General features: G+C 69.0%; 22 protein-coding genes and 1 pseudogene. 6 read left to right on the forward strand and 17 right to left on the reverse strand.

All coding sequences use genetic code 11. The features are described 5' to 3' along the window. Positions 1 to 51: 51 nt before the first annotated feature. The 5 genes from C4B68_RS06805 to C4B68_RS06825 form a co-directional block, all read right to left on the reverse strand. Positions 52 to 492, reverse strand: a complete 441-nt coding sequence (locus tag C4B68_RS06805; protein WP_099498991.1) for a DUF6278 family protein — start codon at positions 490 to 492, stop codon at positions 52 to 54. 285 nt (positions 493 to 777) lie between these two features. Continuing rightward, complete coding sequence (locus tag C4B68_RS06810) at positions 778 to 1,557, reverse strand: exodeoxyribonuclease III (RefSeq protein ID WP_099498506.1); 780 nt, start codon at positions 1,555 to 1,557, stop codon at positions 778 to 780. Between the two features lie 53 nt (positions 1,558 to 1,610). Then, on the reverse strand, positions 1,611 to 2,246 hold the full coding sequence (locus C4B68_RS06815) for an MBL fold metallo-hydrolase (protein WP_099498507.1): 636 nt from the start codon (positions 2,244 to 2,246) through the stop codon (positions 1,611 to 1,613). Positions 2,247 to 2,296: 50 nt separating this feature from the next. Next, on the reverse strand, positions 2,297 to 3,613 hold the full coding sequence (pcaDC, locus tag C4B68_RS06820; RefSeq protein ID WP_099498508.1) for a bifunctional 3-oxoadipate enol-lactonase/4-carboxymuconolactone decarboxylase PcaDC: 1,317 nt from the start codon (positions 3,611 to 3,613) through the stop codon (positions 2,297 to 2,299). Positions 3,614 to 3,716: 103 nt separating this feature from the next. Next, the gene (locus C4B68_RS06825; protein ID WP_240634202.1) at positions 3,717 to 4,922 is read right to left on the reverse strand and encodes a tyrosine-type recombinase/integrase; all 1,206 of its coding nucleotides are present in this window, start codon (positions 4,920 to 4,922) and stop codon (positions 3,717 to 3,719) included. A 926-nt stretch (positions 4,923 to 5,848) separates the two neighbouring features. On the opposite strand from C4B68_RS06825, the gene C4B68_RS06830 reads away from it, so the two are divergent. Together C4B68_RS06830 and C4B68_RS06835 are read left to right on the forward strand one after the other, a co-directional pair. Next, positions 5,849 to 6,862 (forward strand): NAD(P)H-dependent glycerol-3-phosphate dehydrogenase, encoded by a 1,014-nt coding sequence (locus C4B68_RS06830; protein ID WP_099498509.1) that lies wholly within the window; start codon positions 5,849 to 5,851, stop codon positions 6,860 to 6,862. A gap of 128 nt (positions 6,863 to 6,990) precedes the next feature. Next, positions 6,991 to 7,548, forward strand: a complete 558-nt coding sequence (locus C4B68_RS06835) for an HD domain-containing protein (RefSeq protein ID WP_099498510.1) — start codon at positions 6,991 to 6,993, stop codon at positions 7,546 to 7,548. 15 nt (positions 7,549 to 7,563) lie between these two features. Here the strand turns inward: C4B68_RS06835 and C4B68_RS06840 are convergent, their stop codons facing one another. Together C4B68_RS06840 and C4B68_RS06845 are read right to left on the reverse strand one after the other, a co-directional pair. After that, complete coding sequence (locus C4B68_RS06840; protein WP_099498511.1) at positions 7,564 to 8,034, reverse strand: NUDIX hydrolase; 471 nt, start codon at positions 8,032 to 8,034, stop codon at positions 7,564 to 7,566. Between the two features lie 15 nt (positions 8,035 to 8,049). Continuing rightward, entirely contained in the window at positions 8,050 to 8,799 is a 750-nt protein-coding gene (locus tag C4B68_RS06845; RefSeq protein WP_099498512.1) for an XRE family transcriptional regulator, read from the reverse strand. A gap of 108 nt (positions 8,800 to 8,907) precedes the next feature. Here C4B68_RS06845 and C4B68_RS06850 point away from each other — a divergent pair, with 108 nt between their 5' ends. Continuing rightward, positions 8,908 to 9,597 (forward strand): HAD family hydrolase, encoded by a 690-nt coding sequence (locus C4B68_RS06850; RefSeq protein WP_099498513.1) that lies wholly within the window; start codon positions 8,908 to 8,910, stop codon positions 9,595 to 9,597. Positions 9,598 to 9,656: 59 nt separating this feature from the next. Here the strand turns inward: C4B68_RS06850 and C4B68_RS06855 are convergent, their stop codons facing one another. From C4B68_RS06855 to C4B68_RS41255, 10 genes and pseudogenes are all read right to left on the reverse strand, one after another. Beyond that, positions 9,657 to 10,226, reverse strand: coding sequence for a class I SAM-dependent methyltransferase (locus C4B68_RS06855; protein ID WP_099498514.1), 570 nt, complete (start codon positions 10,224 to 10,226; stop codon positions 9,657 to 9,659). After that, positions 10,223 to 11,512, reverse strand: a complete 1,290-nt coding sequence (locus C4B68_RS06860; RefSeq protein WP_099498515.1) for an MFS transporter — start codon at positions 11,510 to 11,512, stop codon at positions 10,223 to 10,225. The genes C4B68_RS06855 and C4B68_RS06860 overlap by 4 nt, the downstream gene beginning before the upstream one ends. A 94-nt stretch (positions 11,513 to 11,606) precedes the next feature. Then, positions 11,607 to 12,392: a hydroxymethylbilane synthase gene (gene hemC / locus C4B68_RS43020; RefSeq protein WP_099498516.1), complete on the reverse strand. Its 786-nt coding sequence runs from the start codon at positions 12,390 to 12,392 to the stop codon at positions 11,607 to 11,609. Between the two features lie 26 nt (positions 12,393 to 12,418). Then, positions 12,419 to 12,559, reverse strand: a pseudogene (locus C4B68_RS45000) (hypothetical protein); the annotation flags it as partial. Further along, positions 12,556 to 12,768 (reverse strand): hypothetical protein, encoded by a 213-nt coding sequence (locus C4B68_RS41250; RefSeq protein WP_143674187.1) that lies wholly within the window; start codon positions 12,766 to 12,768, stop codon positions 12,556 to 12,558. The gene C4B68_RS41250 and the pseudogene C4B68_RS45000, both read right to left, overlap by 4 nt. Then, positions 12,746 to 14,737, reverse strand: coding sequence for an ATP-binding cassette domain-containing protein (locus tag C4B68_RS06870; protein ID WP_099498517.1), 1,992 nt, complete (start codon positions 14,735 to 14,737; stop codon positions 12,746 to 12,748). The genes C4B68_RS41250 and C4B68_RS06870 overlap by 23 nt, the downstream gene beginning before the upstream one ends. Further along, positions 14,734 to 15,303 carry an NUDIX domain-containing protein gene (locus C4B68_RS06875; protein ID WP_099498518.1) on the reverse strand — a complete coding sequence of 190 codons (570 nt, stop codon included), beginning with the start codon at positions 15,301 to 15,303 and terminating at the stop codon, positions 14,734 to 14,736. Before C4B68_RS06875 ends, C4B68_RS06870 begins: the two co-directional genes overlap by 4 nt. 84 nt (positions 15,304 to 15,387) lie before the next feature. After that, entirely contained in the window at positions 15,388 to 16,518 is a 1,131-nt protein-coding gene (locus C4B68_RS06880; protein ID WP_099498519.1) for an NUDIX domain-containing protein, read from the reverse strand. Continuing rightward, positions 16,508 to 17,089, reverse strand: a complete 582-nt coding sequence (locus tag C4B68_RS06885) for an NUDIX hydrolase (protein ID WP_099498520.1) — start codon at positions 17,087 to 17,089, stop codon at positions 16,508 to 16,510. The genes C4B68_RS06880 and C4B68_RS06885 overlap by 11 nt, the downstream gene beginning before the upstream one ends. Before the next feature lie 571 nt (positions 17,090 to 17,660). Further along, complete coding sequence (locus tag C4B68_RS41255; protein WP_167459026.1) at positions 17,661 to 19,094, reverse strand: helix-turn-helix domain-containing protein; 1,434 nt, start codon at positions 19,092 to 19,094, stop codon at positions 17,661 to 17,663. 398 nt (positions 19,095 to 19,492) lie between these two features. On the opposite strand from C4B68_RS41255, the gene C4B68_RS06905 reads away from it, so the two are divergent. The 3 genes from C4B68_RS06905 to C4B68_RS06915 are packed head-to-tail and all read left to right on the forward strand — an operon-like array spanning position 19,493 to position 22,435. Beyond that, positions 19,493 to 20,332 carry a sugar phosphate isomerase/epimerase family protein gene (locus C4B68_RS06905; protein WP_099498521.1) on the forward strand — a complete coding sequence of 280 codons (840 nt, stop codon included), beginning with the start codon at positions 19,493 to 19,495 and terminating at the stop codon, positions 20,330 to 20,332. Continuing rightward, a complete protein-coding gene (locus tag C4B68_RS06910; protein WP_099498522.1) occupies positions 20,329 to 21,261 on the forward strand; it encodes a Gfo/Idh/MocA family protein in 933 nt (310 codons plus the stop codon). The genes C4B68_RS06905 and C4B68_RS06910 overlap by 4 nt, the downstream gene beginning before the upstream one ends. Then, positions 21,212 to 22,435, forward strand: coding sequence for a methionine adenosyltransferase (locus tag C4B68_RS06915; RefSeq protein ID WP_099498523.1), 1,224 nt, complete (start codon positions 21,212 to 21,214; stop codon positions 22,433 to 22,435). The genes C4B68_RS06910 and C4B68_RS06915 overlap by 50 nt, the downstream gene beginning before the upstream one ends. Positions 22,436 to 22,442: the final 7 nt, after the last annotated feature.

Below are 22,442 nucleotides of genomic sequence, written 5' to 3' on the forward strand. Positions count from 1 at the left end.
GTTCGACACGACGACTCATGCGATGCACTCACCGCGCCCAGCGCCTGAGGCCTAGGTCTCCGCGGCCTCGGCGTACACCTGTGACAGGCCGGGGGCGCCCTGCACGGCCCAGCCGAGGCCCGCCTCGATGACCGGGATCTCGCGGCCCGAGGCGAGCCGCACCGCCGGGCTGCCGCCGGGCCAGACGTGCCAGGCGGAACCGGGAACCGTGCGCACCACGACCGTACCGAGGTAGAGGCCGGCGTCGTTGCCGAGCCAGGGCAGGGCCTCGGGGTCGTCGCGCCAGCGCGGCAGGAGCTGGTCGAGCGCGGCCAACGAGGCCGGGGAGTCGTCGAGTTCGAGGCCCGCGGCCGAGGCGTGGGAGCGCAGCAGCTCGCACTCGGAGAGCAGCTCGGCCACGCCCTCCGGATCGTCCTCGAAGGCGGCGGCGAGCCCTCGGTCCCGGTCCGCCGAATGCCGCTTGCGCCACTTGTCCAAGAAGGGGATGTTCATGACCATGACCGGCCTCTCGGTGGGGTGCGATCGCCGACGGCTCCGTTTTCCCGGCATTTCCACGAATGTATCTTGCGGCAGTTGATCACGGAATCATGGGAATCGCGGCGCCGTGGCGCACCCCACCGGGCGCGCGGCGTGGTCCGCGGTCGCACGCGTACCGCCGTCGCGGCCTTACGCGGCGCAGGCGGAGGGCTTTCCCCCGGCCGGGCAGGCGAAAGCCGGTGGCTCCGGTCCGGAGCCACCGGCTCAACTGCTGTGCGGGCGGCGTGGTTTCGCGACGGTTCAGACGTCCAGGTCCACGACCACCGGCGCGTGGTCCGACGCTCCCTTGCCCTTGCGCTCCTCACGGTCCACGTACGCGTCGGTGACGGCCTTCGAGAACGCCTCGTTCCCGTAGACGAGGTCGATGCGCATGCCGCGGTTCTTGGGGAAGCAGAGCTGGCGGTAGTCCCAGTACGTGAAGGGGTGCTCGTACTTGAGGGGCCGCGGGACCACGTCCCCGAGGCCCGCCTCACGCAGCGAGGTCAGCGCGGCGCGCTCGGCCGGGGTGACGTGGGTGCTGCCCTCGAAGGCGGCCACGTCGTAGACGTCGTCGTCCGTCGGCGCCACGTTGTAGTCCCCCAGCACCGCGAACGGGCGGCTGCCCGTCGCGTCGCCCGCGACCGCGGCCTTGAGGGCCTCGAACCACTGGAGCTTGTATGCGTAGTGGGGGTGGTCCACCTCGCGTCCGTTCGGCACATACACCGACCAGACGCGGACCGGGCCGCAGGTCGCGGAGATGGCGCGGGGCTCCTCGACGCCCTCGTAGCCGGGGTCGCCGGGCAGGCCCTTGACCACGTCCTCGAGGCCGACTCGGGAGATCACCGCGACGCCGTTCCACCGGCCGGTCGCGTGCACCGCCGTCTCGTAGCCCAGCTCGCGCAGTTCGCCGGACGGGAACTGCTCGGCGGCGACCTTGGCCTCCTGGAGGCACAGCACATCCGTGCCGCTGCTCTCCAGCCAGGCCAGCAGCCTCGGGAGACGGGCGGTGATCGAGTTCACGTTCCAGGTGGCAATGCGCATGACTCACAACCTACCCGGCGGGTACGACAACGGGTCCGACGGCGGCTCGTTCCTCAGACCTCGGCCGATGCCCCCGGCGCCAGCCGCACGTGTTCGGAGCCGCCCAGGGCGCCGATCTGGTGGTCATAGATCGGGCGGGCGAGGTCCGTGAGCAGGGCGTCGTGGATGTCGTACGCGCGTTGGGGCTTGACCTCGCGGACGTAGTCGATGACCTCCGCGATCTTGTTCCACGGTGCCATGACCGGGAGCAACAGCGTCTCGACCGACTGGTCGGGAACCGTGAGGGCGTCGCCGGGGTGGAAGACGCGGCCGCCGTCGACGAGGTAGCCGACGTTGGTGATGCGCGGGATGTCCGGGTGGATCACGGCGTGCAGTTCGCCGTGCACCTGGACGTCGAAGCCCGCCGCGGTGAACGTGTCGCCGTGGCCGACCGTGTGCACACGGCCCGGGAAGGCGGCGGAGATCTTCTCCGCGACCGACCTCAGGGTCCAGATCTGGGCCTCGGGGTTGGACTCCAGGCCCGCCCGCAGCCGCTCCTCGTTGAAGTGGTCGGCGTGCTCGTGCGTGACCAGGATGGCCTCCGCGCCCACCGCGGAGTCCTCCTCGCTGAAACCGCCGGGGTCGATGACGAGCGTGCGCCCGTGCTTCTCGAGACGGACGCAGGCGTGCGACTTCTTCGTGAGCTTCATGGGGTCCATCCTGCCCCCGGCCCGGCTCCGGGGCCTGCCTGGGGCGGGGCCTACTCCTGCGGTGTGGTCTCCTCGCGGATGACCTGCTGCGCCACCTTGAACGCGCTGTTCGCCGCCGGTACGCCGCAGTAGACGGCCGCCTGGAGGAGCACCTCCTTGATCTCCACCGGGGTGAGGCCGTTGCGGAGGGCCGCGCGGGTGTGGAAGGCGAGCTCGTCGAGGTGGCCGCCCGCGACCAGCGCGGTGAGCGTCACGCAGCTGCGCGAACGCCGGTCGAGCCCGGGCCGGTCCCAGATCTCGCCCCACGCGTACCGGGTGATGAACTCCTGGAAGTCCCCGGAGAACTCGTCCGCCGAAGCCAGCGCCCGGTCGACATGCGCGTCCCCGAGCACCTCCCGACGGACCTTGATCCCGGCGTCGTACGGGTCGGGGCGGCCCATGCCCATACCCAGCCCCATGGCCTCGGGCTGCGCGGCGGGCGGGGCGATCTCGGCGACCGGCCCCATCTGCGGGGGCGGAGCGGCCAGCACGGGCCTGACCGGGGAGGCCGGGATCGCCATCTGGCCGGTGGCCGAGTCGAAGGCGGGTTGCCAGGCGGTGGAGAAGTGCCGTACGAGCAGGTCCGTGACCGCGGCGGGCTGTTCCACCGGGACCAGGTGGGATGCGCCGGGTACGACCGCGAGCCGGGCGTCCGGTATCCCGGCGACCAGCGTGCGCGCCTCGGCGGGCCCGGTGACCTGGTCGTCCGAGCCCACGAGCACGAGGGTCGGAACGCCGATCCGGGTGAGTTCGGCGCGTACGTCGAACGCGGCGAGCGCCTCGCAGGCCGCGATGTAGCAGCCGGGGTCGGTGGTGCGGACCATCTGTACGGCCCACTCGGTGATCGCCGGCTGGGCCGCGGCGAACCCGCTCGTGAACCAGCGCTCGGGCGATGTGCGCGCCATCGGGTCGAGGCCGTTCGTGCGCACGATCACACCGCGCTGGCGGAACTCGTCGGCCGTGCCGAACCGCGGCGAGGCCGCGATCAGGGCAAGCGAGGCGATCCGCTCCGGGTGGCGCAGGGCGAGCTCGATCCCGATCGCGCCGCTGAGTGCGCAGCCCGCGTAGCCGAAGCGGTGCACGCCGAGGCTGTCGAGGGTGGCGAGCAGCCGTGCGGCGAGTTCGCTGACGGAACCCGCGGGGTACGCGGGGGCTCCGCCGTGGCCCGGCAGGTCGAACCGGAAGATCCGCCAGTTCTTCGACAGCTCCGGGATCTGCCGGTCCCACATGTGCCATGTGGTACCCAGGGAGGGCCCCAGGATCAGGACCGGAGCCTCTTCTGGCCCGTCAAAGCGGTATTGCAGGGTGTTCGGTGGTGTCTCGCTCACCCGTCAGACCCTCTCATCTGTCACGAGATGTCACATCGCCGGGGTGAATCTAGCGGGCCTCGTCCCACTCTCGCCAAGTCGCTCGATTGGTAGTCCTCATGGGTCACGCCTTCTCCTCCGCCGCAGCCCCGTGCAGGCCATCCCATGTGGTGGCGGCTCCGCGAAGATCCTCTACATCCGGCTTGACGTACCACCGCTTGGTTGTCTTTACGTTCGTATGCCCAGCCCATCGCGCGAGGATGTGGTCCGGGACACCGTTGTTGGCCAGGAAGGTAAAGCACGACGCGCGTGCGTCGTAGAGCCTGACGCGACGGAGTCCGAGAAGCTCCATAAGCCGGTACGCGCGCCGACGAAGTTGCTTGATCGTGAAGGCATCCCCTGCTTCGTGCACCAACACGTAGCGTGACACCACGTACGCTTCCCCCAGAGCGAGCCTCTCATCCGCTTGGAGAGCCCTGAACGCCTTGAGAGCGGCTAGCACCGGAGCCGGCAGCGGCAGAACCCGCTCGCCCGCAAGAGACTTGGTGTCCTTCTCCACTACGTATCGATTTCCCAACATCGTGCGCGTGTTGGCAATGACGATCGTGGCGTTTTCCAAGTTAACGTCGTCCCACCGAAGGCCGCAGACTTCAGCTGGACGGAGCCCCATCAGTGAAAGAAGAAGCGCAGCGTATAGACGCTCCCCCCTAATGCCTTGGATGAACTTCTGAACCTCCTGGACATTCCAGGGTTGCACCTCCTCTTTACTTTTCCGCTCCTCTTTGCGCGCCCTACGGGGTATGGTCACGTGTGCAGCAACATTTACATGCACCAACCGCCGGGTAACGGCCCTTCCCAGAGCTTCCTTTAGTCGAGCAAGACTCATATCCACACTTGTGGCTCCGAGTGGCGACCCAGCCCTTTTGCCACGCACACGGCCATGCGTCAGCGCCCAGTCTCTCCACTCTTCCACATGCTCTTCAGTAAGGTCCTGGAGGCGGATGTTGCCAAGTCTCCCCCGAACTCGGTCCAGGGTAATCCTGTAGCTGTAGATGGTGGTTTCTTCGAGGTCATCGGCTTTCATAGCCAACCACCGGTCGAGCCATTCGTTCACGGTGATCTTGTTAGGCGGCACGAACGAGCCCTCGTTCCGCCGGTTAGTTATGCTCGCGTACTCAGCCTTCGCTTCCTTCAATGAATCGAAGGTGCGCCTCAACTGCTTTCGCTTCCCGGTCTCGGGGTCGATCCCTACATCGACAACAAACCGATATCTAACCATCCCCTTCGAGTTCGGCTGAAGCTTCTTGATCGGATCGGACAGAATACTCACTCTCCTTGACCTTAGGGGACGAACTGGCTGCGTTGCCCGCCGCGGCTCCACCGCCAAGCACAGCCGTGCGAACACCGTCAATGCTCTGCACGATCCCCGGTTTCGGTAACCGGGGATCACCTGCTACGTATCGCCCTGCGCGACGAGGGCCTGTCCCTCGCTGCCCCGATTCGGCATCGGTCAAGCGGCCAGCCGCTAGGTCCCGACGAGTTACTGCTCCGAGGTGCACCACGATGTATGAGAGGGTCGCGCGGGCAACGCAATGTCAGCGCTGTAGCAGATCCTCACCGAACAGCCCACCGGCGCAGACACAGAGACTGACCACCGTGTCCAGGGCTCTGCAGTTCCCCGTCTCCTGGGCGATCCACGCGTTCATAGCTCCGAGCGCTAAGAGGACGGGGGCTGTGAAGCGGGCAGATCGGATTGCGGGATTTGGCAGGTGGACCTCCTTGGGGTTGCGCTCGGTCATGGCACCGAGTAGCGCGGGCTGTGGACTGGGGACGGCCGACCATCTGCCGGTTCGGCCCGGAGGCCCGCATACCTTCACTGACCTGGTGTTTTCCAGGTCGTTGTACGTTGGCATGATCCCGGCGGAGGTTCCAGTCCGTTGGGGCTGTTTCTCGTCTGCCGTGAGCTGAAGGTCTCCGGCAGACACTCACTCGCTGCTCGGGGCCTTGCTGCACGTGTATGGACGCCTCAGTCGCGCCGCAGAAACGGGAAGCGGCAGTGCGTGAGCTGGGCTAGGTACAGAGGAAAAACGCTGCGCGAGGCGCACCGGGTGCTGCTCGCGCTGCCGAGCCGTCGCACCGTCCTGCTGACCTTGCGGCGCCCCTCGACGTTCCGGCCGCGCCTGGCACGGCCGATAGAATGTCCGGGCCCGGCCGCCGCCCCGGTGAGGGGCCCGTGTCCGGCGAGAGGACCCCGCAGTGAGCCAGCACCGTTCCGCCCGTGCGGCGGTGTTCTCGGCCGGGTCCTGGGGTACCGCAGTCGCCAAGATCCTGGCCGACGCCGGCACCGACGTCATCGTGCACGCCCGACGGGACGAGATCGCCGAGGCGATCAACACGGTTCACCGCAACCCTGGTTACTTCCCGGACGTCGAGCTGCCCGCCTCCCTGGCGGCCACGACCGACCCGGCCGCCGCGCTTCACCGTGCGGACTACCTCGTGCTGTCCATCCCCGCACAGTCCCTGCGGACCAACCTCGCTCTGTGGACGCCGCACATCGGGCCTGACACCGTGATCGTGTCTCTGATGAAGGGCATCGAACTGTGCAGCGGGCAACGGGCGAGCCAGGTCATCACCGAGGTGACCGGCGTCAGTGCGGACCGGGTCGCGGTGCTGTCGGGCCCGAACCTCGCCCGCGAGATCATGGACGGCGAGCCCGCCGCCGCCACCGTCGCCTGCCCCGACGAGGACGCCGCCCGCCGCTTTCAGCAGGCGTGCCGCACCTCGTACTTCCGGCCCTACACCAGCACCGACATCATCGGCTGCGAGCTGGGCGGCGCGATGAAGAACGTCATCGCCCTGGCGGTCGGCATCGCCTCGGGCATGGGCCTGGGCGACAACGCGTCGGCGATGCTCGTCACTCGCGGGCTGGCGGAGACCACCCGACTGGCGGTGGCCATGGGCGCTCAGCCAGCCACCCTCGCGGGGCTTGCCGGCCTCGGCGACCTCGTGGCCACCTGCTCCTCCCCGCTCTCCCGCAACCGCACATTCGGCACCCACCTCGGCCACGGCCTGAGCGTCGAACAGGCGACGGCCGCCACCCGGCAGACCACCGAGGGCGTCAAATCCGCCGAGGCGATCCTCGCCTTGGCTCATGTCCACGGCGTCGACATGCCGATCACCCAAGTGATCTCCGCCCTGCTGCACGAGAGGGCCACCCTCGACGAAGCCGCCGCCGCGCTCATGCAGCGGCCCCCCAAGCCCGAGCGCTGACCCCCGCGCTGCTCGTCCCGGAGACGATGCCGTATGACATCGCAGCCGGGAATCGAAGCGAAAGACGTCCCGGGACGTCCGGCCGATCACCGGCCAGCACCCGCGCCTTACGTCATAGTCTGCCGAGCATGGATCTCACCCTTTGGGCCCGTGACCTGGCCGGGTCCCTCCTTGCCGCGCCCCTGCCTCGACGCTGGGCACACTCTCAGGGCGTCGCCGCAAAGGCCCAGTCCCTGGCAGGAATCCTTGGCGACGATGCGGAACTGCTGTGGGCCGCGGCGATGCTGCACGACATCGGCTACGCGCCGTCACTGGCCACGACGGGGTTCCATCCGCTGGACGGCGCCCGTTACCTGCGTGACCATTCGGCCGCGGACGAGCGTTTGGTCCGGCTGGTCGCCAACCACTCTTGCGCGCTGTTGGAGGCGGAAGAGCGCGGAATGCGGGAAGAACTGGAGGCCGAGTTCCCGATCCTCGACCACGCCGAGTTGGTGGATGCCCTCGTGTATTGCGACATGACGACCACCCCTGACGGCACCCCCACCATGGTGGATGCCAGGCTGGCGGAGATCCTTACCCGGTACGACCGCGACAGCGCTGTCGGCCGATTCATTCGCCGGGCCGATGAGGATCTCCATGCTGCAGTGCACAGAGTCGAGGCCCGGCTGATCCTGACCGAGGGGTAAAGGAGCGCACAGCGCTCAGTCGACGTGGGGGTGCGTCCCGTCCAGGTAGTGGGCGATCTGGCGGCGCATCGAGGGATGGATGTCGTACGAGTCCAGATCGTCGGGCAGGACCCAGCGGACGTCGTCTGCTTCGTCGTTGACGGTCGGTTCGCCGCCGACGGGGCGTCCGATCACGGTCACCTCGTATGCCTGCCGGATCTCGCCGTCTGTGTAGGCCACCACGTGTTCAGGGAGCGAGTAGACGCCGAGGAGCCCGATGGGCAAGACATCGACTCCGGTCTCCTCCTTACATTCCCGCACCGCGCACTGGGCCGGGGATTCACCGATGTCCATAGCTCCGCCGGGCAGCGCGTACTGACCCGTATCGCGACGGCGCTGCAGGAGGATCGCGCCGTCGGTCTCCCGGACGGCGAGCATGTTGCACGCCGGGATCAGGGTGTTCGGCTTGGGTGCGTTCTCGTCATACCAGTACTCCGTACGTCCCATCGCGGGCCGTGCTCCTTACATGGATTCGGGTGACCAGGGTTTTGCAGTCTCCCAGACCGCGTCGAAGCTGCCGGTGTAGTGGTCGAACCAGCCGTCGTCCCCCAGGCGTCGCAGTTCGAACAGGGGGTTGGCGCTGGCGGGCTGCCCCCAGACGTGCGGGTTGACGAGGAGTGCGTCGTCGAAGCGGAAGAGGCTGTTGTACAGGGTTGTGTCGTGCAGGCGTACCTCGCAGCCGGGGGTGCCGATCAGCTTGCGGTAGTAGGTGAGTGATGCCCTGATCTTCGCGGAGAGGGTGCCGCCGATCCCTTCCTCCTCGTCCCGGACGGCGACCGCTTTGCCGGATGGGTCGCCGAAACAGAGGCGGACCCGGACGCCGGCGTCGGCGCGCTCGGCGAGCATCGCCGCCACGCGCGGGTTGGTCTGGGCGAAGAACGTTCCGCTGAATACCAGGACGTCGATGTGCTGCTGCGCGGACTTCAGGAGGCGGACCCAGGTCTTCTGTGGGACGCTCGCGCGGTTGGGAAAGGCGGCGACCAGTTCCGTCTGCTCTGTCGGCTGTCCCGGGGTGTCGTCCTCCTCCGGCGGCCACAGATACGATTCGTCCACGCCGAGACTCTGCGCAACCGCCCAGCGGTGCCTGCGGAGTGGCTGCCGGCCCAGGCTGATCCAGCGCTCCACCGTCTTGACGTCGACTTCGCAGGAGGCCGCAAGGTCCTCCGGGGTCACCTTCCGCTGGATCATCACCGTACGCAGCCGCTCGTTCACATTCGCATCTTCCCAGGACGTCCTGGGACGCGGCAAGATCTTGCGGGACGCCAGGACGTCCCAAGAGGGCACTATTAACAGGCAGTTCACGCTGCATACCCTGGGCACGTGCAGCTCATCGTGCTCTGGGACGTGGACCACACCCTCGTAGACAACGCCGGCGTGAGCAAAGAGATCTACGCCAGTGCCTTCAAGGACCTCGCGGGGCGGGATGCCGAGCTGCCCGCGCCGACGGAAGGGCGCACGGACCGAGCGATCATGCGCGAGATGTTCGCCCAGCACGGTCTGCCGGTTCCCCAATGGGAGTCGGCGCAGCGGGCGCTGGAAAAAGCCGGGCGGGGCCGCGAGGAGGATCTGCGACGACGGGGCCGGGTTCTGCCCGGTGTCCAGGAGGCATTGAAGGCGCTCGCGACAGACTCCGAGATCTGCTCGTCGGTCCTCACGGGCAACATCGCGGCGAATGCGCGCGTCAAGCTGGGGGCTTTCGGTCTCGACGGCCTGCTCGACATGCCCGTGGGTGGGTACGGCGAGGACAGCGAGGACCGGGCCCGTCTCGTCGATGCTGCCCGGGCCCGGATTCACGCCGCCTATGGCGTGGCAATGATGACGCCGACCGTGCTGATCGGTGACACGCCTCGCGACGTGCGGGCGGCGCATGACGCCGAGGCGCGCTGTATTGCTGTCGCCTCGGGCATCCACTCGGTGGCGGAACTCCGTGCCGCTGGCGCCGACTTCCTCCTTCCGGAACTGACGGATACGGATGGCCTGTTGGCCCACCTGCGCGCAGCAGCGGCCTGAGCCGGCCTGTCCCTGCCACCGGAGGGCCTCAGAGAGGTCAGGATTTGGATCGTGACGGGTCAGGGGCGCAGGGCGTAGCAGCGCATCGAGTCCAGGTCTTCGCTTCGTACCGATGACCAGGACGCGGTCAGCAATTCCGCCTGCTGCATAGTGATTCCGATCGATTTCCGTTCCTCCGGGAGGCGTTCAGCAAGAGGGGTCACCAGCCAGAAGGTTCCGCCGGGCGGGAGGAGGCATCGGATGCGGTCGAGGAATGCGGGCTTGTCCTTGATGAAGGCGAACACCAGGCGGCAGGTGACGAGGGCGTAGCCGGCGTCGGGAAGCACACTGGTGTCGCCGGTCTCGATGTCCAGCTGCTGGAAGACCGGGCCGTCGTTCGCGTTTTGCTCGGCCTGGGCGATCTTCAGAGCGGCGGAGGAGCAGTCGATCGCCGTGGTGCGGTATCCCAGGTCGGCGTGCAGGTACCGGGCGAGCGTGCCGTCGCCGCAGCCGATGTCGAGCGCGGGCCGGCCGCGGCCGGCGCTGAGGAAGTGGCGGGTCAGCTGTTGTTCCTCGGGGCCGAGGCTGCGGTAGCGGCGCCCCGAGGCCCAGAGCGGGTCCCAGTAATCGGCCGGGTCGGTGATCGTCATGGGTTGGCGGGCTCCTCGGTCGGGGTCAGGGAGATGGGGGCGGCGGGGCCGAGAGCGCGGACGGGTGAGTTCCACAGCACGAGGAACGGGACGACCAGGGCCGCGGTGATGAGCGTGAGGGTGAGGCGCAGGCCGAGCAGGGTGCCCAGGGCGCCGGCGGCGAGGGCGGCGAACGGGCGCAGGCTGAAGGCGAGCCAGGCTCCGGTGGCCTGGGCCCGTCCTTGGAGATGGTCGGGGGCGAGTTCCTGGCGGACGGCGCGCTGGAGTCCGCCGTGGCACACGGCGGCACCAGTTTGGACGACCATGCCAGCGCCGATGGCGATCTGCCCGCCGAGCCCGGGGCCGGCGAGGACCAGGGGAATCTGGGCGAGTGGGTTGAGGGCGAGCGCGCCGAGCATCACCCGGCCTGGGCCCCAGCGTCGTTCCAGGGGCTGCCAGACGAGGGCTCCGAGGACACCGCCAACGCCGCCGGCGCCCATGACGATCCCGAGGGCGGTCGGGCTCCAGTGCAGTTCGCGCAGCAGGTACAGCGACCACAGGGCGCTGCTGGCGGCCAGGACGAAGGAGGTGGCCGCATTCGACAGCACGATCGAGCACACGACGGGGGTGTGCAGGGTGTAGGTGAGGCCCTCACGGATTTCCGCCCAGTGGCTCGTGCCCGCCGTGCGGGCGGGAGACGGGTCCTCACGGTGCTTGATGCGCCACAGGAGCAGCGCGCTGACCAGGTAGGAGGCGGCATCGACGGTGACGGCGCGGGCCGCACCGAGCGCCGTAACGAGGACGCCGCCGGAGTTGGTGCCGATCAGGTCGGCCAGGGAGTTGTTGGCGCCCATCTTGGAGTTGCCGTCCTTGATCCGGCCTGGGCCGAGGAGGGCGGGCAGGTAGCTGATGGACGCGTTGCTGCCGATGACCTGCAGGGCGGCCACCGTGAAGGCGACCGCGTAGAGGTGGATCAGGGTGATGCGGGCGAGGAGTTGGGCGGTGGGGAGGGTGAGCAGGACGGCGGCGCAGAGCAGGTCGCAGGTGATGATCAGGGGGCGTTTGCGGCGGCGGTCGGCCAGGACGCCGGCGTGGAGGGACAGCAGCAGGGGTGGGAGTTTGGAGGCGAAGGCGATCAGCGCAACGTTGAAGGTGGAGGCGTGCAGGTCGACGACGGCCAGGACGGACAGCGCGATCGTGGTCACGCCACTTCCGGTAACGCTGATGCCCTGGGCGAAGGCGTAGTGCCGGAAGTCTCTGTCCCGCCACAGGCTTCCTGGGGTGTCGGGTTCGGATCGGTGCGGCACGTCAGCGAACTCCCCTCGTAGGTATGGCTGTTACGGCCCCGCCGTGCGGTGTCTCGTCCCGTGTTGGGCTCCCGCCGACGTCCAGGCCACGCGGTCAGCGCGGCAGGAGTCGTTCGACTCCTTCGCCGTGCAGCAGCTGGGTGATGTTTTCCACGAGGCCGCCGAGGTCGTCGGCCGGTCCGGTGGCTGCGACGTGGATCGCGTCGCCGTCGGAGGGATGGAAGACGGCGGCGTCGACTCTGATCCGGTGGGGTTTGTCGGTGTAGTGGGCGTGGACTGAGCAGGCGGTCTGGCAGTTGCCTTTGAGCTGGGCGAGGACGCCGCGCTCGACGGCCAGCAGCCGGGCGGTGGCGGGGTCGTTGATGGCGTCGAGGAAGTGGGCGGCGATGGTGTCGCCGCTTCGCTGCTCGACGACGAGCGTGCCCGCGCCGGTGGCCGGGGCCAGCACCGAGGCCGGGATGAGCTGTGTGGCACGGTCCGCATGGGACACCCGGCACAGTCCGGCGTAGGAGACCACGAGCGCGTCGAGGGGCTTGTCGCCTTCGCCGGCGTCGAGGCGGGCGAGTCTGGGCATCAGGTTGCCGCGCACCGGCTGGATGGTGAGGTAGGGGTAGCGGGTGCGGAGTTGGGCGATGCGGCGCGGCGCGCTCGTGCCGAGGATGCTTCCGGGTGGGAGGTCGTCCAGCGTGGCATCGGGCTGCCCGGCGGGGAGGACAAGGGCGTCCCGGGCGTCTTCGCGGGGCAGAACCGCGCCGATGGTGGTCTCGGTGCCGCGCTCATGGGGCCCGGGGAGGTCTTTGGCGCACGAGACGGTGACATCGACGCGTGCGGCGGCCAGCGCCCGGTCCAGCTCGCGTACCCAGACGGCCTTGCCGCCGATCTGCGCGAGGGCCCCTGGTGCAGATCACCGGCCGCCTTCATCGGGGCCACGTGTACGGCAACTTGGGGGAAGGCGCGTTCGAGTAGTCCGGCGACGTGGGCTGCTTGGACCATGGCCAGGTCGGAGTCGCGGGTTCCGATGACGATCTTGGGCGGGAGGTGGGTCACGGACGGATCCTGTGGTCGGGGAAGTGGGAGGTGAGAAGGGTGACGATCGTGGTGATGGCAAGGCCGACCGCGATCACGCCGAGGCAGCCCAGCAGGTCGCGCAGCGTGCTCCACAACGGGTCGGCGGCCCACTTGCTGCGCCGCCGCGCACCACCAGGCCGGGCGGTACGCGGCGGGTGGTGGCTGTTAGTCGGGGGTGCTGGCGGCATGTGATTCGCCGTTGGCTGAGGGAGTCGGCAGCACCAGTGGCGCGGCGGTGCCGTACTGGTTGGCCTGCATGAGGTACATGCGCCGGTAGGGGGAATCAGGCCGCGCCATGAGTTCCTGGTGGGAACCGCTCTCCACGAGGTGCCCCTCGTCCAGGACATAGATGATGTCGGCGTGCTGGACGCCGGCCATGCGGTGGCTGACCAGCACGACGGTCTTGCCTTCATCGGCCAGGCGGCGGATGCGTTCGAAGGACTCGATCTCGGCCTCGGGGTCGAGGGCGGAGGTGGGCTCATCAGCGATGACGAGGCTCGCCTGCCGATGGCGCAGCCGGGCTTGCCCGACCGTCTGCCACTGCCCCCCGGACAGTTCCTGGCCGCCGCGGAACTGCCGGGCCAGCAGGGTGCTGAGACCGCGGGGAAGAGCGGTGGCAAGCTTGTCGGCGCCCGAGTAGGCGGCAGCGCGGGTGATGTCGTCGTCCGCGTTGCGTTCCGGCTGGCCGATCTGGATGTTGGTTCGCAGGGTGAAGGGCCAGCGCTGGAAGCCCTGATCGAGAGCGGCCACGTGCCGGAAGATGTCCACCCGGTCGGCCTCGACGAGATCGGTCTGCCCCCACAGGACGCGGCCGGCCGTGGGCCGGTGCAGGCCGGCGAGGAGCTTCACCGCGGTGGACTTGCCGCTGCCGTTCGCGCCGACCAGGGCGATGACGGCCCCGCGTGGGAAGGTCAGGGTCACCTCGTGCAGGGCGGGAGTGTCGCGGTCGGGGTAGGTGAACGACACGTTCTCGAAGGTGACCTGGTCGGGAAAGTCGCTCACGGGCTGGCCGCCCGTGGGGATGGCCCGGCGTTCGGCTTCGTCACGGAAGCGGTCGAGGTCGCGGACGTAGAGGGACTCCTCGTGCAGCCGCAGGACGTTGTCGACGAGGGCGCCAAGGCTTGCTGAGCCGGTACGGATCGCGAGCGCGGCCGTGGCAACGGTGGCGGCGCTCATGTGGCCGGTCAGCCACAAAGCGCCCAGGCCCGCAAACGTGGCCGCCGACGCGAGGCCGGCCATGGCCGCGGCGATCAGTTCGGTGACCGCACGGCCGTCGGCAAGACGGGTCTGTTCGGCCTCGGCGGTCTGGCCCATCTCGTGGAAGTGATCGAGCAGGAAGGGGCCGACCTGGTGAACGCGGATCTCCGTAGCAGATTCCCGGGCGGTGATGAGGTTGTTGACCAGGCGCTTGGCCCGCTCGTGCTCGATCCACTGCATCCGGGACGCGTAGCGACGCCGGGCCACATGCATGGCGCCCCAGCCACGGGGCAGCGCGATGAGCAGCAGCAGCGGCAGCAGTACCGGGCTGAGGACCGTGACCACGCCGGCCGCGGCGACGAGGGAGAACACGCCGTTCACCACGGCCACGCAGACGCCGATCATGGTGCGGGAGGACTGGGCGCCGAAGTACGCCGAGTCCAGGAGCGTGCGGAACTCGCCGTCTTCGATGGCCTCGAGTTCCGCGCGGGCGGCGCCCTCCAGGAACTGCTCGGTGGCCAGCCTCTCCACCTTCGGCTCCAGCCGCCCGGTCCCCGCCGTCGACAAGCAGGCCAGGACGGTGCCGACCACCGCGATGATGCAGCCGGCGATCAGGGCCGGCAGTGCGGCGTGCAGCCGGGAGACGTTGTCTCCGTCCTTGAGCAGGGCTTGGATCACCTGGTTGGTGACCAGCAGCCCGGCGGCTTGGGTGATGCTCTGGCCCACCTCGGCGATCCCGATGGTCAACAGGGCACGGCGGTCCGCCTGCCAGGCCAGGCGCAGGGTGCTGCCCATCAGCGCCGGCAGCATCCGGGCGGCCTGCCCGAATTTGGTGTCCAGCCGCGCGTACTCGTGGCGCACCCAGCCGAAGTCATAGCGAAGCGCCCCACCGAAGAGCGCGACCTCGGACTCGGAGACGGTCTGTTCCCTCTTCCAGACCCGTTTCAGGAGCCTCTTCACCGCGCCTCCGATACGGCCGAGCTGGACAGGACGTGGGACTTGCCGTCGATCAGATCGGCCGGCACACCGGCGAGCAGCGCGGCGTGCGCCGCCTGGATGCGGCGGGCAAGGCGGCGCGGCAGCCGCGCGAGGGCCTCCTCGACGGGGAGGAACTCGGCGGCACTGATCTCCCCGTCCGCGAATCGCAGGGACTGTGTCTGCTGGTCGGTGAGGGGACCCACGTGGAACACCGTGACGACCATGGCCCGCCCGTACCGGGCGGCGGGGACCTGGTCCAGGACGAGGAACCGGCCGATGGGCACGCCGGTCAGGTCGAGTTCCTCGGCCAGTTCACGTTCCAGGCCCTCGATCTGCGTTTCGCCGGCCTGCACCATGCCGCCGGGCATGTCGAAGCCGTCCTTGTAAGTCGGGTCAACCACGAGAATCCGGCCGTCGGCATCGGTGATCAAGGCGGTGCAGGAGGCCATGGGCGCCTCGACCTGGGCCCAGTACGCCCGCTGCTCGTCGGTGACCACGCGGTCAGGGCCGCCGACGGTCTGTTCGGTGGTGTCAGGTTCGCCGGACATGAGAGTCCTCCTCCAGGGACAGAAAAGCGGGGCAGGGCGTCGCGCCGGCAGGACTCCGGCACAAAGGTGCGTCACATGCGGACGTCAGGGCAGGAGGGCCGCCATGCCCGCGTGGGGGATCTCGATCGCGGCCTGCGGCGGACTCAGCGGAATTCCCCAGCGGGCTGCCGCCGTTTGAGCCGCGTACTCGGCCTGTTCGGCTCCGGCGCGTCCGAGGCCGAGCAGCTCGCTCGCCTGCACCGGGCTGACCAGCAGCCGGCCGTAGGTGATGCCGGTCGCGACATCCGGTGCTGCCGGCCCCAGGGAGTCGATGCGTGCGATGTAACGTGCCCGGGCGTTCGCCCCTGTGCCAGGGCCGTAGACCGCACCGTCCGGATCGAGGAGATAGCCAAGGTAGGCAGCATCGTGCAGGCGCAGAGCCGCCTCTTCGGCGGCTTCACGCAGTGCCGCCGCCTTCGGCCCGTCATCGTCCATTTCAACCGTTCCGCCCGGCAGGACGACATGGCCGTCGCGCGGATCCACGAGAACGACGACCCGGCCGAGCGGGTCGAAGGCCCACACCCACGCTTGCTTCACGGGAAGGCCGACGGCGGGGACCATGGCCGGGTGCCAGGCGATGTCCTGGTAGCCGATCGCAATGCGCGGGATGACGTTCAATCGCAGCAGTGCCCGTCCGAGCCCGACGGTCTCACCGTCTTCCAGCACAGCGGGTCCGGCACGGTCGATCCGGGCGCGCAAGGCAGCGAGCATCCGTCGCCCCTCGATCGGGAACATCCGGGATGCGGCCTGGGCCGGCGGAAGGAAGTCGAACGAGGTGATCTCGTCCTCGGGCAAGCGAATCCGGGCGATGTCACTCTCCTCCAGGACGCCACCGTCCCAGATGGAGACGGATTCACCGGGAAAGCCGTACACCTTCCCGAACTCCGGATTGCCCTTGCTGACCCAGTCCACCGCCAGCAGCTGGCGTACACCGAGGGACAGCCCGAGTTCCTCGGTCACCTCGCGCACCGCCGCGGCCGAGGGCCGCTCCGCCTGGTCCACGCTCCCGCCGGGCAATAGCAGCCTTCCGGGCCGGTACGCGGGATCCAGGGCCAAAACCCTGCCCTCTGCATCGGTGAAGAGCACCGCGGCCCCGCCCCAGAAAACCGCGCGTGAGCGCGCATAGTCCTCCGGCGCCATCAAACCCACCGGCTCGCGCACGTCGTCAGCAGGCATCGGGCCACCCCACCGTGCTCGCGCTCTGGCCCCGCCGAATACAGATCAGGGCCTGACGGGTGTAGCGCACGAGCTTCTCTGGCAGAGCCGAGAGCAGCCACCACTGCAGCTCCGCGCACTTATCAGGTTCCGCGACATGAGGCCGCCCGGCGTACTGATTGGCGGTGAAGAAGACTTGGAGCCGACTCTCGCGAGTCTTGGGGTCGTAGTCATGGACCGTGTGCGCGACCACCAAGTCCGCCTCTTCGAGAGCGATGCCCAGCTCCTCCCGAGCCTCACGGACCATGCCTGCGAGGAAGGACTCCCCCTCCTCAAGATGGCCGGCCGGAACATGCCACCATCCGTCACACCAAGCAGTGCCCGCACGGAGACCGAGCAGCACCCGGTCGCCCTGAACCAGGACTAAGTGAAGTCCGATCACAGAACGGTGGGGCGACACCTTCTCCTTCTCGACATGCCGGTGACGAAGGGCAGTTGACCGCGCGGGCCGCAAGGCAGGCCCCCGGGTGCAGGACGATCCGTTCTGCGAACGCGACACATGCGCACGCGGCCTCGTGCCAGGTAATGGCATGGGTTCGGTCAACGCCTCGGCAAGAGCGTCGGGGTGATACCGACGGCGCCTAACAGGCAGCACACACGGCACAGCGGGGCCTCCCGAGCATGAGGAATTCAATGCGTACGCCGCCTGTGACCGCAGCGACTCGGGTGCCCGTTGCCGGACTCAGCCGAGTCTATCTAGCCTGAGCCGTAAGGTGGTTGGGCGAGTCCGTGTTGTGGCCGCTTCCACTCGATGTGGTAGTTCTTCAGAGCCGTATCCGCATCGAGCCTGCGTCGCGGCAAGGTAATTCTGAGGGTCGACTTGGGCTGCTGCTCTGGTCCGGCCGAACGCCGCCGACGCGATCCGCGCAGGTGTTCGCCAGTGCTCCTCGCCTCGGCCTCCACAGGTCCACCTTGACTCGCGTCCCGTGTAGGAACTGGCTCGAGCTCGCCCGCCGTAACGCAGGATGTCGTCTTAGCGGCGTTGCAGGGCGCTATGGCCCAACGCATGTGCGGCGGGTAGCACTGCTGCCCGTCAGTGTGCAAGGTCGGGCGGATCTGGCCCACCTCGGGGGCGAATCCCCAGTGTCCACGCGGTGTTCGCGTCAGGCGGCGACGGCGCCGGTGCGTACGGCGAACTCCCGCAGGCCGGGCAGGCTTCCCGGGGTGTAGAGGAGATCGGCGGTGAGCGTGCGGATTGCGGGGCGTCGGACTTCTTCGGGTGCGACGTGTTCGATGGCTCGCAGTGCGCTGAAGGTGCGGCGCCCGTCGCCAAGTTGGTGCCACATGCGGGCTGTGTCGGTGAGATAGCGCGCGACTCTTTCGGTGTTGGCCAGTTGCGCTGGCACCACACGTTGGACGTACGGAACGGCGTCGTCGGGTGTTCCGAGAACTGTGAGACTGCTGATCCTGTACATCGCGACCTCGGCGGGGCTTGCCGAGATCGTGAACAGCCCGGCTGGTTTCCCGTTCTGTTGAGGGATTCGACCGGCGGTCTCTTCGGCTTCCTGGAGCAGGTCGAGCGCGGTACTGCGGCGGCCTCCGGAGGCGGCGGTGTAAGCGGCGGTCATGAGGAGGCAGACGCGGGCGGCAAGGGTGTCGGCCTGCGGCTGGCCCTTCTCCGCGGTGAGGGTGGTCGCGGTCCGGGCGAGGAAGTCGACGGCGGCGGCACTGCGACCGGCGCGGCGCATGGTGATGGCCAGGACTCGTGCGGCGTCGCTGAGAGGGCGCGGGTCACCGCTTGCCCGTGCGGCGATGAGGGCGCGGTCGGCAGTAGCCCAGGCAGCCTCGGAGTGTTGCTTGACGGCGAGTTCGGTGGCCAGGACGTAGGAGCGTGCGACGGCTGCCTGGGCGCGCTCCCGCGTGCGGCCGGTGGTGGCGTCCCGGGTCGCTTCCGCCGTCGCAATGAGCGAGGGCAGGGCGCTTCCCAGAGCGCTGTAGCGGGCGCCGGAGAACAACTCGCGGGCGGTCGTGAGCCCCGTGTCGAGGTCTTTGAGGCTTGTCGGCTGTCCGGCCACCGGTTCAAACAAGGCCCGTTCCATGGCGGCGGCCGGTTTGTGGATGGCCGGTGTTGCTGCGGCGGGCTCGGAGCGGGTGCCGGCGATCAGGCTGGCGCCGAGTCCCAGTGCACCGGCCATGAGTTCGCGACGTCGCACATCGTCCTCCTGCTCCTGCTCCTGCTCCTGCTCGGTTTCGGTCACCCTAGCGGCCGTCGGCAGGGGGATGTGCGCGTTGCGGCGCGTCCGGCGGTCGGAGTCGGCTGCGTCGTCGCCGAGGCCCAGACGGGCGGGCGGGATGCCCAGTCCCTCGGCGATTCGGGTCAGGACGTCGACGCTCTGCACTTGGCGCAGTCCGCGCTCGATCTCACTGATGTCGGACTGGGCGAGCCCGACGAGGGAGCCCACGGTGGTCTGGCTGGCGCCCGTGTACTGCCGGAAGTGCTTGAGCACGGTGGCGATGTCGCGTTCCGCGAGGGCTCGCCGGGCCCTTTCCCGATCCCACAGATCGGCAGGAACGTCGAGCTGGGAGGGGCTGCGCACGGCGATCTCCCCCTTGGAGGCAGTGGCATGAATGAGCTCAGCGTAGAGGCGCCATGACTGCCTGTCAGGGCCTTCGCCGGACGTCCAGAGGCCCGTCCTATAGGGCCTTCGGATGGGTTTTCCCACCTCTTTTTTCCAGTCTGTGAGTGCACGGACCATCTCCGACACAGCCCCCGGTAACCGTCTGTTTCCGCCAGCCTGTGCCGGGCTCATCCCTAAGGAGAGTTCCGACATGCCGCAGCCTCCCCCTCCGCCCCCTCCGCCCCCTCCTCCGGGACCGATCCCAATCCCGCCACCGCCGGGCGGCGGTTCGTAAGCCCCGGCTCCAGGCCGTGTGTCTCGATTCCTGAGCGCACGGCCGCCCGGCTCAAACCCAGGTAACGACACGGGAGACCGCTGTGCAGGAATTCATCGTGCTCAACCCCGACGAGCTGGGGCAGGACCCTGCGGTCGGAATGGACCTGGCCGTCGCCCTCGGCGTGCGCTACCTGGAGATCCGCACCGCCTACGGCGCGAACGCTCTGATGCTGGACGACGGCCAGCTCCGCGAGGTGCGCCGCCTGGCCGACGAACGGGGCCTTCAGGTGACGGCGTTGGCGTCCCCGCTGTGGAAGTGGTGTCGGCCCGAAGCCGTCCCCGGCAAGGTCGACAGCTTCGGATTCCCCACGCAGGTGCCAGCCGAGGACCGCGAACGCTGGGTGGATCGCGCGCTCGCCGTGGCCGACATCCTGGGCACCGGTCTGGTCCGTGTCTTCTCCCACCTGTCCGTGGGCAACAACCTCACCGAGTCGTTCGTGGACGACCCGCTGCTGACGTACGCCCTCAAACACGCCGAACGAGCTGGAGTGCGGTTGCTGCTGGAGAACGAGCCGGTGTGCACGGTCGCCGAGCCGACGCCTCTCCTGGACGTGCTGCGTCCGCACACCGGCCTCGGGCTGTGGCTCGATCTGGGAAACCTGTACGAGGTCGGCTACGGCACGGCGGAAGCCGTCGAGGCCCTCGCACCGTACGCGGAGTACGTCCACATCAAGGACTTCGTGCCTCGCGACGACGGCATGAAGCAGTTCGTCGCGGCAGGCGACGGCGACGTTCCGTACGCTGAGCTGCTCCCTGCTCTCCACCGGGTCCGGCCGGCGCTCCCGTACGCCCTGGAGACGCACGTGCACGAGAGTCCGGGGGGCGCTTTGACCCGCGGTGCGGCGTTCCTGCGCGCGTCCCTTCCGGGTGGTCTGGCGTGAGGCGGGTTCTCCTGATCGGGGCCGGAGAGGTCGGGGCCAAGCACGCCGACGCCCTCACTCGTGCCGAGGGGATGTATCTGGTGGGCGTCGCCGATCCCCGCCCGGACGCTGTCCCGCCAGCCGGGGTGCCGCTGCTCGCCCGGTGGGACACTGCGCTGGACACGCTGGCCCCGGACGTCGTCGTGGTGGCGACTCCCCCCGGCATCGCCCTGGAGGCGGCACGCGCCGCCGCCCGTAGCGGCGCGACCGTATTGGTCGAGAAGCCCGCCACACTCGCCCCTTCCGCTCTGGTGCCAGCAGCAGAAGACGGACGGATCTTCGTCGCCTTCCAGCCGCACTTCGCCCCCGGACTCGCCGAACTGCTCGACCGGGCGCCCGCGGTACGCCGGGCCGACGTGACGCTGGTGTGCCGGCGGGACCGCGCGTACTACAGGACCTGGCGCACGCGGTACGCCACCGCCGGGGGCGTACTGCACCAGCAGGCCATCCACGGCCTCGCCCTCGCCCTGCGTCTCCTGCCGCCCTCGCCGATTACGTCCTGCACGGCCGGTGTGCGCCGTGTCCGGCAGTGGGCCGAATCCGAAGACCACATCATCGTCCGGGCCGTCCTCCAAGGCGGCTCCGTCCTCACGGTGGACGCACGGGTCGACAGCGACCAGCCACGCCGCCACGAAGTAACCCTGCACCTGGAGGACGGCCGGCCCATCCAAGTGCGCGGCCGCAACCTCGAAGCCGGGCTCGGTGATCCGGCCAATGCCCCCAGCGATCTGGACTTGCGCCGGGCCCTGTACCGCGCCCTGCCCGCGGGCGATACGGGTCCGCACCACCCTTCCCTGTTCCCGCTCCCGGCGCTCAGGCGCACCCTGGAGGTCATCGACCATGTCTACCGCAGCACGCACGACGTTCCTGAGGCCGGTTCTGCCGCATGACCTCAGCGTCGAGGTCGTCGAGCGGAAGGGCGTCGGACACCCCGACACCCTGGCCGACTCCATCGCCGAACTCGCCTCGATCCGCTACAGCGCCTACTGCCTGCGCGAGTTCGGTGCCGTCCTGCACCACAACCTCGACAAGGTCGCCGTTCTCGGTGGCCGCGCCCGCTTCGGCGACAGGGACGGCGCATACGACCGGCCTGTGCGCGTGATCTTCGGCGGTCGGATCTCCATGTCCTTCGCCGGACGTGCGATCCCTGTTCGCGAGATCCTCGAAGACGCCGCCGCGGAACAACTGGCCGCCGCTCTGCCGGGTTTCGACCACATCACCTGGCAGGTCCAGCACGAGACGACCGACTCCTCGAAGTTCGAGCACTGGTTCGCTCCCCGCGGCCTGGAGGACCTTCCGGAGCGTCTCACCGCATTCTCGAACGACACCGCGTTCCTCGTCGGCACCGCGCAGCGCACCACGGCTGAGAGCGTCGCGCTGCTCACCGAGGCGTGGTTCCGGCGGCGACCGTGGGCGGGCAGCGACATCAAGGCCCTGGTCATCCGTGACGGGCACGCGCTGACGGTCACCACGTGTGTGCCGGCCGTCGCCGGGCATTTGACCAGCAGCGCCGAGTTCGAGGACGAGGTCGGCCACACTGCCCAGGAACTCACCACCGAGCTTCTCAAGCGCCTGCCCGGGCCGGTCACGGTGGTGTGCAACACCCGCAACAGCCGGACGGGCCCGCTGTCGGGGCAGTACTTCACTGTCTCCGGCTCGGCCATCGACTATGGCGAGGATGGGCTGGTCGGCCGGGGCAACGCCCGCTCCGGGCTGATCACGCCGGGCCAGCAGGCAGGCAACGAAGCGCTGTTCGGGAAGAACCCCGCCTACCACGTGGGCAAGGTCGGCGGATGGCTGGTCGACGAAGCCTCGCGGGCGCTCGCCCAGCAGGCCGGGCCGTGTCGCGTCGCGGTGATGTGGCGTAACGGCGACCGCTACCCCGAGCCCGCCTCACTCGACATCACCGCCGCGCGCCTCGACGCGGCAGGTTCTGAGCTGGTGCGCGACACGCTGCGTCGTACGGACTGGGTGCCCGACCTCGTTCACGGCCGGCGCTATCTGCCCGTCGTCCTGCCCGTCGAGGAGCTCCTTGCCGAACTCGACCCGCCCGCGTTGCCGTGAACCGGGC

This window comes from Streptomyces dengpaensis, from assembly GCF_002946835.1.
Lineage (GTDB): Bacteria > Actinomycetota > Actinomycetes > Streptomycetales > Streptomycetaceae > Streptomyces > Streptomyces dengpaensis.